The 8,542-nt window shown below is 71.5% G+C and carries 8 protein-coding genes; 3 read left to right on the top strand and 5 right to left on the bottom strand.

Translation table 11 applies throughout. The features are described 5' to 3' along the window. Window positions 1-50 precede the first annotated feature (50 nt). Entirely contained in the window at window positions 51-1,223 is a 1,173-nt protein-coding gene (locus ACFXA3_RS26360) for a helix-turn-helix domain-containing protein (RefSeq protein WP_054220775.1), read from the bottom strand. A 374-nt stretch (window positions 1,224-1,597) separates the two neighbouring features. Then, the gene (locus tag ACFXA3_RS26355) at window positions 1,598-1,933 is read right to left on the bottom strand and encodes a hypothetical protein (RefSeq protein WP_385190768.1); all 336 of its coding nucleotides are present in this window, start codon (window positions 1,931-1,933) and stop codon (window positions 1,598-1,600) included. 412 nt (window positions 1,934-2,345) lie between these two features. Here ACFXA3_RS26355 and ACFXA3_RS26350 point away from each other — a divergent pair, with 412 nt between their 5' ends. Both ACFXA3_RS26350 and ACFXA3_RS26345 read left to right on the top strand, forming a co-directional pair. Further along, window positions 2,346-2,876 carry a universal stress protein gene (locus ACFXA3_RS26350; protein WP_385190766.1) on the top strand — a complete coding sequence of 177 codons (531 nt, stop codon included), beginning with the start codon at window positions 2,346-2,348 and terminating at the stop codon, window positions 2,874-2,876. 99 nt (window positions 2,877-2,975) lie between these two features. Continuing rightward, entirely contained in the window at window positions 2,976-3,545 is a 570-nt protein-coding gene (locus tag ACFXA3_RS26345; protein ID WP_376203891.1) for a GPR1/FUN34/YaaH family transporter, read from the top strand. A gap of 98 nt (window positions 3,546-3,643) precedes the next feature. Here ACFXA3_RS26345 and glmS read toward each other — a convergent pair whose 3' ends face one another. From glmS to ACFXA3_RS26330, 3 genes are all read right to left on the bottom strand, one after another. Further along, window positions 3,644-5,461, bottom strand: a complete 1,818-nt coding sequence (glmS, locus tag ACFXA3_RS26340) for a glutamine--fructose-6-phosphate transaminase (isomerizing) (protein WP_385190765.1) — start codon at window positions 5,459-5,461, stop codon at window positions 3,644-3,646. A 76-nt stretch (window positions 5,462-5,537) separates the two neighbouring features. Continuing rightward, the gene (locus ACFXA3_RS26335) at window positions 5,538-5,813 is read right to left on the bottom strand and encodes a hypothetical protein (protein ID WP_054220779.1); all 276 of its coding nucleotides are present in this window, start codon (window positions 5,811-5,813) and stop codon (window positions 5,538-5,540) included. Between the two features lie 118 nt (window positions 5,814-5,931). Beyond that, on the bottom strand, window positions 5,932-6,837 hold the full coding sequence (locus ACFXA3_RS26330; protein WP_385190764.1) for a DUF4429 domain-containing protein: 906 nt from the start codon (window positions 6,835-6,837) through the stop codon (window positions 5,932-5,934). A gap of 51 nt (window positions 6,838-6,888) precedes the next feature. Here ACFXA3_RS26330 and ACFXA3_RS26325 point away from each other — a divergent pair, with 51 nt between their 5' ends. Next, the gene (locus ACFXA3_RS26325; protein ID WP_385190763.1) at window positions 6,889-8,472 is read left to right on the top strand and encodes a beta-N-acetylhexosaminidase; all 1,584 of its coding nucleotides are present in this window, start codon (window positions 6,889-6,891) and stop codon (window positions 8,470-8,472) included. Window positions 8,473-8,542 lie beyond the last annotated feature (70 nt).

The following is an 8,542-nucleotide window of genomic DNA, read 5'->3' as shown; positions in this document are numbered from 1 at the left end:
GGTGAGGACCGATGCGGGGGACCTTCCGCGGGCAGTGCCCCGGACGGGGGCTACGCGTGCTCGCGCAGGACCCGGTTGGGCGCGTACAGCTCCGTCACCGTCGGGCCGGCCGCGGCCAGGGCCGCCGCCGCCCGCTGGGGCTGCGGGGTGCGCTGGTGCGGGAGCGGGCTCCCCGGCATCTCGGTCACCTGGGACACGTCGGCCTGCGGCCGGCGCGCCCGGTAGGCCGAGCGGTAGGCGGCCGGGGAGGACCCCAGCTGCCGCCGGAAGTGCCCGCGCAGGGCGACCGGCGAGCGGAACCCGCAGCGCCCGGCGACCTCGTCGACCGAGTAGTCGGAGGTCTCCAGCAGCCGCTGGGCCTGGAGCACCCGCTGGGTGATCAGCCACTGGAGCGGTGCGCTGCCGGTCAGCGAGCGGAACCGCCGGTCGAAGGTGCGCCGGCTCATGTACGCGCGGGCCGCGAGCGTTTCCACGTCGAACTGCTCGTGGAGGTGCTCCAGGGCCCAGGCGACGACCTCGGCGAGCGGGTCTGCGCCGATCTCCTCCGGCAGCGACCGGTCGAGGTAGCGTTCCTGGCCGCCGGTGCGGCGCGGCGGGACGACGAGCCGGCGGGCCAGTGCCCCGGCCGCCTCGCTGCCGTGGTCCGTGCGCACGATGTGCAGGCACAGGTCGATTCCGGCCGCGGTGCCCGCGGACGTGAGCACGTCGCCGTCGTCGACGAACAGCTCGCGCGGATCGACGTGGACGGACGGGTACCGCTTGGCCAGCGTCGGCGCGTACATCCAGTGCGTCGTCGCGGGCCGGCCGTCCAGCAGACCGGCGGCGGCGAGCACGAAGGCCCCCGTGCACAGTCCGACGATCCGGGCCCCCTCCTCGTGCGCCAGACGCAGTGCGTCGAGCGCCTCCGGAGGCGGCGGTGAAGTGATCGAGCGCCAGGCGGGAACGACGACCGTGCCTGCCCGGGCGATCGCCTCCAGCCCGTACGGCGCGGTGAGCTCGAGTCCGCCGGTGGTCCGCAGCGGACCTTCCTCCCCGGCGCACACGAGCAGTCGATAGCGTGGAACTCCCGCGTCCTGCCGGTCGATGCCGAACACGGAAAGTGGAATGGAGCTCTCGAAGATCGGGCCGCCGCTGAACAGCAGCACCGCGACGATCTCCCTGCGGCGACGCCCCGCGAGTTTCCTGCCGGCGTCCGCAATGACGGCGGTGGAATCCTGGCTCATGGCTAAGCCCCCCTTGGGTGTCGCGACTCCTTGGTCTGGTCGCACCTGCACGTTTCCCCTCGGCCTTGCACGTGGATCCCCCGCCGTAAATACATGATCGAATCTACTGCGTCCCGTGGTGTCGGCGTGACAAGTTCAGCACGCAGCGCTATGTCGACTTGGCAACTTGGCGAAAAGCATTCGATCAGGAAGCCTTCCACTCCGCTACCGGAGTGGGAAGCTTGCCGCTCGGCCATGGCCAGTACCCGTAGGGTCTTCCGGCCCCCCTGGCTCTGTCGTCGCTGGTGGTGGGGGGGTTGAGGGGGCATTCCGGCAAGACCGGCACTGTTCCGGGAAGTTGGCTGAAAACATGCGGGTGTGGGTGTGCGAATCAGTCAGTCCTCTGGGGAGATTCCACCGGACGTGTAGCAGCCGCGGCGCGCGCGTCCCCTCGAACCGGGCCCGGCTCCGGCCCGCGGACGCCGGCGGTGCCCGCCCGGTGGCGTCCGGTCCTCCACGAGGACCAGGGCGGCCCGCTCCGCCTTCTCCGAGTGGCGCAGCATCGCCCGGCACGCAGCGGTGACCGCGACCAGTCCGAGGGTCGCGACGGCGGCCCCGCCGAAGGAGGTTCCGTAGACGACGAGCACCACCGGCACGAGCAGACAGCTGAAGGCGGCCCAGCGCACCACGTCACCCGCGGGGTCGTCATGGGGGCGTCTGCCGGACTGCACGGACGGGTGAACGGTCGGCTGAGCGGGCTGGACGGGGTGAACCGGATGACCGGGCACGGCGTGCTCCCTGCGGGCTCTTCCTGGACGGTCGGACACCTGTCCAACGGCGCGCGGCGGGGCTCGGTCACTGCGCGCACGGGTGGCGCGCACGGCGGCTCGTCACTGGCTGTAGGGGACAGCGGCCATTGCCAAGGAGCCCTCGCTCCGGCATGCTCCCTGGGACGCTCTCCAAGGGTGGCATGCCCTGTGCAGGACAGGAGTGTCGCCGTACCCTGGTGGGTATGGGCTTGGGAAGATGCTTCCCGGACAGAGCTCCGTCACCCTGAGTCGTCATTTTTTCAATCGGTACTTCCGCCCAATGTCGCCCCGTCGCCTTGTCCCTTCCCCCGAGGACCTTTTCGCCGAGACATCCATGGCCGGTCACGAATTCCACGAACCCGCGGACCGCAAGCGCAAACCGCTCGCCGACCACACGTCGAGCGACCTGCGCGCGGCGGAACAGACACGTCATCCCTGCGACCCGGCCTTCCGGCACGGGGTCGTGGTGGGTTTCGACGGCTCCACCTCCAGTGAGCGCGCCCTGGCCTATGCGATCGGCATGGCCCGCCGCTCCGGATCCGGCCTGATCATCGTGCACGTGGCCAACCGGCTGCCCACCACCGTGTGGGCCGGCTGCGAGCCGCCCGTCTTCGTGGACGTGCCGGACCACCGCACCGAGGTGCTGGGGCTGGAGCTCGCCTGCGCTGACTATCTGGCCGAGGTGCCGTGGATCCTGGTCGAGCGGGGCGGGGACATCTGCCACGAGCTGGAGGAGGTCGGCCGGGAGTACTCGGCGGACGCCATCGTCGTCGGCTCCACGCACGGGATCGTCGGCCGGATCTTCGGGTCCGTCGCGGGCCGGCTGGCCAAGCGCGCACAGCGACCGGTTGTTGTCATTCCGTAACCCGCTGTACGTCGGTTGTGCGGTTGTGAACCCCCATGTAAAGGGTAGATAAGTGCTGCTGGGACGCAGCAAACAACTGCAGATCGAAGGGAGCCCGCCGTGGACAATGGTGTCTCTGCGGGAAGCACGGCCTCGACCTCGACCCTCGGGAACATAGCCCTGGGTCTGACCCTTCTCGCATTCGGTATCGGCCACACCGCCATCGTCAGCGGCGTGTCCGCGGCCAACTCCGTGTCACTCGCGACCTACGTCGGCGGTCTCGCCCTGTTCGTCCTCGGAGTCCTCGAATTCCGCGGCGGCAACGGCTTCAACGGCACGGCCTTCGCGGGCCTCGGCGCCTTCTGGTTCACCTGGGCCTCGGGGGCGGACGGAAAGGTTTCGGCACACGCGGCCGGACTGTTCCTGGTCCTCTTCGCCCTGCTGGCGCTGACCCTCACCGTCAGCGCGTCGAGCGGACTGTTCGGCCAGGGCGCGTACGCCCTGCTCACCCTCTCCCTGCTGCTCCTCGCGGTCGGCTCCTTCGCCGACAGCGGCGGGCTCGCCAAGGCCGCCGGCTGGGCGGCCGCCCTCTCCGGCCTGATGTTCTGGTACGGCGCCACGGCGGCGCTCGCCCACTGGCCCACCGCACTGGGCAAGGCCTCCGGCAGGGGCGCGGTCGCCGCGGGCTGAGCGCCGCGGACCGGCCGGGCCGGCGTACGGGAACGGCCCCCCGGGGGAAATCCCCCGGGGGCCGTTCCATGCGCCGCAGCGGGCGTGCGCCGCGTCGGCTACTCGACGGTGACGGACTTCGCCAGGTTGCGCGGCTTGTCGATGTCCCGGCCCAGGGCCAGGGCCGTGTGGTACGCCAGCAGCTGGAGCGGGATGCCCATCAGGATCGGGTCCAGCTCGTCCTCGTTCTTGGGCACGACGATCGTGTGGTCGGCCTTCTCCTGCTCGCGGTGGGCGACCGCCAGGATCCGGCCGCTGCGGGCCTTGATCTCCTCCAGGGCGGCGCGGTTCTTCTCCAGCAGGTCGTCGTCCGGGACGATCGCGACCGTCGGCATCGCCGGCTCGATGAGCGCGAGCGGGCCGTGCTTGAGCTCGGAGGCCGGGTAGGCCTCGGCGTGGATGTAGGAGATCTCCTTCAGCTTGAGGGAGGCCTCCAGGGCCACCGGGTAGCCGCGGACACGGCCGATGAACATCATCGACTTGGCCTCGGCGTACTCGGCCGCCAGCTTTTTGATGTCCTCCTCGCCCTCGAGGATCTCCTGGATCTGCGCGGGCAGCTTGCGCAGGCCCTCGATGATCCGCTTGCCGTCGGTGACCGACAGGTCCCGGATCCGGCCCAGGTGCACGGCGAGCAGCGCGAAGGCGACGACCGTGTTGGTGAAGCACTTGGTGGAGACGACGCAGACCTCGGGGCCGGCGTGCACGTACACGCCGCCGTCGGCCTCGCGGGCGATCGCGGAGCCCACCACGTTGACGACGCCCAGGACGCGGGCGCCCTTGCGCTTGAGCTCCTGCACGGCCGCCAGCACGTCGTACGTCTCACCGGACTGGGAGACCGCGATGTACAGGGTGTCGGGGTCCACGACCGGGTTGCGGTAGCGGAACTCGGAGGCCGGCTCGGCGTCCGCGGGGATGCGGGCCATGCTCTCGATGAGGCCGGCGCCGATCATGCCCGCGTGGTACGAGGTGCCGCAGCCCAGGATCTTGACCCGGCGGATGCCGCGCGCCTCGCGCGGGTCCAGGTTCAGGCCGCCCAGGTGCACGGTGTTGAAGCGGTCGTCGATCCGGCCGCGCAGCACGCGGTCGACCGCGTCGGGCTGCTCGGAGATCTCCTTGTGCATGTAGGTGTCGTGGCCGCCCATGTCGTACGAGGCGGCCTCCCACTCCACGGTCTCCGGGGTGGCGGTGGTCTTCGTGCCGCTGGTGGTGTAGGTGCGGAAGTCGTCGGCCTTGAGGGTGGCCATCTCGCCGTCGTTGAGGGTCACGACCTGGCGGGTGTGGGCGATCAGCGCGGCCACGTCGGAGGCGACGAGCATCTCCTTCTCGCCGATGCCGAGGATGACGGGCGAGCCGTTGCGGGCCACGACGATGCGGTCGGCGAAGTCGTCGTGCATGACGGCGATGCCGTACGTGCCCTCGATCGCCTTGACGGCCTCGCGGACCTTCTCCTCCAGGGTGTCGGCCTGGGAGCGGGCGATCAGGTGGACGATGACCTCGGTGTCGGTCTCCGAGACGAACACGACGCCCTCGGACTCCAGCTTGGCGCGGAGCTCGGCGGCGTTGTCGACGATGCCGTTGTGGACGACCGCGACCTTGCTCTCGGGGTCCAGGTGCGGGTGCGAGTTGATGTCGCTCGGCGCGCCGTGGGTGGCCCAGCGGGTGTGGGCGATGCCGGTGGTGCCGGCGAAGCGCTTGGGCACCCGGGACTCCAGCTCGCGGACACGGCCCTTGGCCTTGACCACCTTGAGCGCGGGGGACTTCGGGCTGTTGACGACGATGCCCGCGGAGTCGTACCCGCGGTACTCCAGTCGCTGCAGGCCTTCCAGCAGCAGCGGTGCCACGTCACGCTTGCCGATGTAACCCACGATTCCGCACATAAAGTCTTGCCCCTCCTGAAGTTCGGTTGCTCTTGCCGCTCTTGTCGCCGCGCCTGCCGTCGGCCGGCCCTGTCGCTCAGCCGTAGACGATGCGGCGCAGCTGCCGGAGCGAGAGCTCCGGCGGCGCCACGGCGCGGTGCGGCAGCTCGGCCGCGATCCGCTCGAAGATCTCCGCGTTGACCGCGCCGCCGGACTGGAGCTCACGGTGGCGGCGGCGCACGAATTCCTCGGTGGTCTCGTCGAAGTACGCGAGCACGTCGAGCACCACCCGGGCGGCCTCGCCGCGCTGCAGCGCGGTGCTGCGCACCAGGTGGTCGACGAGATCGTCATGAGACGGGTGGCGGTCGAGCACTCGTAGATATTGACGGGCTACGGCCGGGAACGCAAAGATCCTGCCCGAAATCGGGCAGGATCCATCTGGTCCAGACCAGCGGAAGGTGTAAATCCGGTCATGAAAGGAGGCTGAACGGTTAGAAACGACGCAAAATGGCCTGCTTGGCCGCCGCGAACTCCTCGGCCGTGAGGATGCCGCCCTGGTGCAGATCGCCGAGCTCGCGCAGCCGGCGCAGCAGCGCGTCGTGGTCCTCGGGAGCCGTCGGCCCGGGGGCCGAGGCCGCGAGCTCCGGCACCGGCGCCGGGGACAGGGACGGGACGGGCTCGTCGGGCGACGAGGCATCCCGGGGATGGGGCATCCGTACCGCCACGGCCGCCGCGACGAGCGCCATCAGCGGGTCCTTCTTGAAGCCGAACAGCTCCACCGTGTACGGGTCGTACTTGGGCGCGGGAGCGGCCGGGGCGCCCGCCAGCGTGAACCGGATCCATCCGTTGTCCAGGCCCTTGGACGGGGACCACTCCACCGTCCGCAGGTCCGCGACGCGGAACTCGCGCGGGCCGCCGGAGCTCTTGGCCTCCTCCGTCGTCCAGTTCCAGTCCAGTGCCACCCGGTCCCCGTCGAAGGCCACCGTCCCGTCCCCGGCGGCCACCGAGATCGGCACGGCCGGCCCGGCCAGCAGGTACGCGTCCGCCGGGCCGGCGTCCACCTGGTCGAGCAGCAGCGCGTTGCGCACCTCGTCCACGAAGTACTCCGCCACCCCGGTCCGGTCCGCGTCCACCGTCAGCCGGTACGGATCGGAGGACTCCGGCAGCCGCCCGCCCGTCACCTGGAGCAGCGGGTCGGCCCCCTCACGCAGCTTCAGCCTCAACCGGCCCGTCTTGCGGCCCGGTTCGTGGCTGATGCCGGCGAGCGCGTGCAGCGGGACGACCACTTCGCCCAGCGTCTGGCGCAGCAGCCCCACCACCTTGTCGCGGCCGGGCACGATGCGCACCGCGTCCCCGTCGAAGGTCCATGTGCCGTCCTTCTGGATGATTTCCGCCATCCGACGATTCTCGCACCGCCCCCGGCAGGCCAGTTGGCCTATACCTGGCCTATGAGAGTCCTGCGACGCACGCTCGGCACCCTCCTCGTCCTCGGCGCGGCCGCCTCCTGCGCCGCGTCCCCCGGTGGCGACGCCAGACCCGGCGACGCGCGCCCCGCCCTCCTCGCCCCCTACGCACTGCTCCTGCCGGCGCCCGCCTCCGCCCGCGCCGGGGGCCCCGGGTACGTCCTCGGCGCGGGCACGGTCATCCGTACCGGCCCGGCCGGCGACGCGGAGGTCCGCCGGGTCGGCGAGCTCCTCGCGCAGCAGCTCAGGGGGCCCAGCGGGCTCCCGCTGCCGGTGGTCGGCGGGGCCGGCGGGGACGGGATCCGGCTGCGCCTCGACGAGGGGGCCGCAGGGACCGGCGCCGAGGGGTACCGGCTGGAGTCCGGCCCGGACGGGGTCACGCTGACCGCCCGCACCCCGGCGGGCCTCTTCCACGCGGGGCAGACGCTGCGGCAGCTGCTGCCGCAGGCCGGTCTGGGCACGGTGCCCGGCGGCGAGATCACCGACGCGCCCCGCTTCGCCTACCGGGGGGCGATGCTCGACATCGCCCGGCACCACTTCTCGGCGGAGCAGGTCAAGCGGTACGTCGACCAGCTCGCCCGGTACAAGGTCAACACGCTGCACCTGCACCTGAGCGACGACCAGGGCTGGCGGATCGCGATCGACTCCTGGCCGCGGCTCGCGGAGTACGGGGGCGGCAGCGAGGTGGGCGGCGGACCGGGCGGGTACTGGACGAAGGACCAGTACCGGGACCTGGTGGCGTACGCGGGCGAGCGGTACGTGGAGGTGGTCCCGGAGATCGACATGCCGGGGCACGTGAACGCGGCCCTGGCCTCGTACGCGGAACTGAACTGCGACGGGAAGGCCCCCGAGCGCTACACCGGCACCAAGGTCGGCTTCAGCTCGCTGTGCGTCGGCAGGGAGCGGACGTACGAGTTCATCGACGACGTGCTCGGAGAGCTCGCCGAACTGACGCCGGGCCGCTACCTGCACATCGGCGGCGACGAGGCGCACTCGACGCCGGCGGCGGACTACGCGGCGTTCATGGACCGCGCCCAGCAGATCGTGGGGCGCCACGGCAAGACGGTGGTGGCCTGGCACCAGCTGGCGACGGCCCGCCCGGCACCCGGGGCGGTGCTCCAGTACTGGGGCCACGACAGGACCGCGGCGACCGAGAAGGCGGCTGTGGCCGCGGCGGCGAAGGCGGGGCACCCGCTGGTCCTGTCGCCGGCGGACCGGCTGTACCTGGACATGAAGTACGACCCGTCCACGAAGCCGGGCCTGGCGTGGGCGGGCTTCGTCCCGGTGCGCAGGGCCTACGACTGGGACCCGGGAACGTACCTGGCCGCCTCCGGAGTCCCGGAATCCGCCGTGCTCGGCGTCGAGGCCCCGCTGTGGACGGAAACCATCGCGACCCGCGGCGACCTGGAGTTCATGGCCTTCCCCCGGGTCCTGGGCCTCGCGGAACTGGGCTGGAGCCGGGCTCCCCGCGACTGGACGGAGTACCGCACCCGCCTGGCGGCCCAGGGCCCCGGGCTGAACGCCCAGGGCATCACGTACTACCGGGCTCCGGACGTCCCCTGGCAGTAGCCGGGGGGAAAGGGGAGGGCCCGAGGCGCGTCCGCGAAGAGGGCCGGTCAGGGCTTCGCGGACACGTCCT

This window comes from Streptomyces sp. NPDC059456 (assembly GCF_042750055.1).
Lineage (GTDB): Bacteria > Actinomycetota > Actinomycetes > Streptomycetales > Streptomycetaceae > Streptomyces.
The sequence above is the reverse complement of the archived record's forward strand: the minus strand, read 5'-3'. Positions and strand labels throughout refer to the sequence as shown.

Excerpts from the sequence above, each read along its gene's own strand:
- ACFXA3_RS26360 (WP_054220775.1), bottom strand. The coding sequence starts at position 1,223 with ATGAGCCAGGATTCCACCGCCGTCATTGCGGACGCCGGCAGGAAACTC.
- ACFXA3_RS26350 (WP_385190766.1), top strand. The coding sequence starts at position 2,346 with ATGGCCGGTCACGAATTCCACGAACCCGCGGACCGCAAGCGCAAACCG.
- glmS (WP_385190765.1), bottom strand. The coding sequence starts at position 5,461 with ATGTGCGGAATCGTGGGTTACATCGGCAAGCGTGACGTGGCACCGCTG.
- ACFXA3_RS26330 (WP_385190764.1), bottom strand. The coding sequence starts at position 6,837 with ATGGCGGAAATCATCCAGAAGGACGGCACATGGACCTTCGACGGGGAC.
- ACFXA3_RS26325 (WP_385190763.1), top strand. The coding sequence starts at position 6,889 with ATGAGAGTCCTGCGACGCACGCTCGGCACCCTCCTCGTCCTCGGCGCG.